The organism is Streptomyces chilikensis (assembly GCF_001642695.1).
Classification (GTDB): Bacteria; Actinomycetota; Actinomycetes; order Streptomycetales; family Streptomycetaceae; genus Streptomyces; species Streptomyces chilikensis.
Genome location: NZ_LWCC02000093.1, coordinates 1 through 853 on the forward strand (window position 1 = coordinate 1; position 853 = coordinate 853).

Sequence of the window (853 nt, forward strand, 5' to 3'; positions counted from 1 at the left end):
GACCTCTGGAACCTCGTCACCACCGCCACCGACGGCATCTCCACCTTCCCCACCAACCGCGGCTGGGACCTCAACGCCCTGCTCGACACGGATCCCGACCACCAGGAACTCGCCCTCGAAGGCGGCTTCCTCCACGAGGCCGGTCACTTCGACCCCGGCTTCTTCGGAATCAGTCCGCGTGAGGCGCTGGCGATGGACCCGCAGCAGCGCCTGCTGCTCGAGACCTCCTGGGAAGCCATGGAGCAGGCGGGCATCGCGCCCACCACCCTGCGCGGGAGCCGCACCGGCGTCTTCGCCGGCCTCATGTACCACGACTACGCGATGTCCCCGAACTCCGTTCCCGAGGGCGTGGAAGCGTTCCTCGGCATCGGAAACACGGGCAGTGTCGTCACCGGCCGCATCGCCTACACCCTGGGGCTGGAGGGCCCGGCGGTGACGGTGGACACGGCGTGCTCCTCGTCCCTGGTCGCCCTGCACCTGGCGGCGCAGGCGCTGCGCTCCGGTGAGTGCGACATGGCCTTGGCGGGCGGTGTGACCGTCATGGCCACGCCCACCGCCTTCCTGGACTTCCAGCGCCAGGGTGGTCTGGCCGCCGACGGTCGCTGCAAGTCGTTCTCGGACGACGCGGACGGCACCGGCTGGTCCGAGGGCGTCGGCATGCTCCTCGTGGAGCGCCTGTCCGACGCGCGCCGCAACGGCCACCAGGTCCTCGCGGTCGTGCGTGGCTCCGCCGTCAACCAGGACGGCGCCAGCAACGGCCTCACCGCGCCCAACGGCCCCGCCCAGCAGCGCGTCATCCGCGCCGCACTCGCCAACGCCGGTCTCGACGGCGCCGACGTCGACGCCGTCGAGG

The 853-nt window shown here is 71.6% G+C and carries 1 protein-coding gene; it reads left to right on the plus strand.

Features of this window, described 5'->3' with window-relative positions; translation table 11 throughout:
* Positions 1-853 (plus strand): beta-ketoacyl synthase N-terminal-like domain-containing protein (locus A2U95_RS23730; RefSeq protein ID WP_166026577.1); only part of this gene is annotated, 853 nt, incomplete at both ends.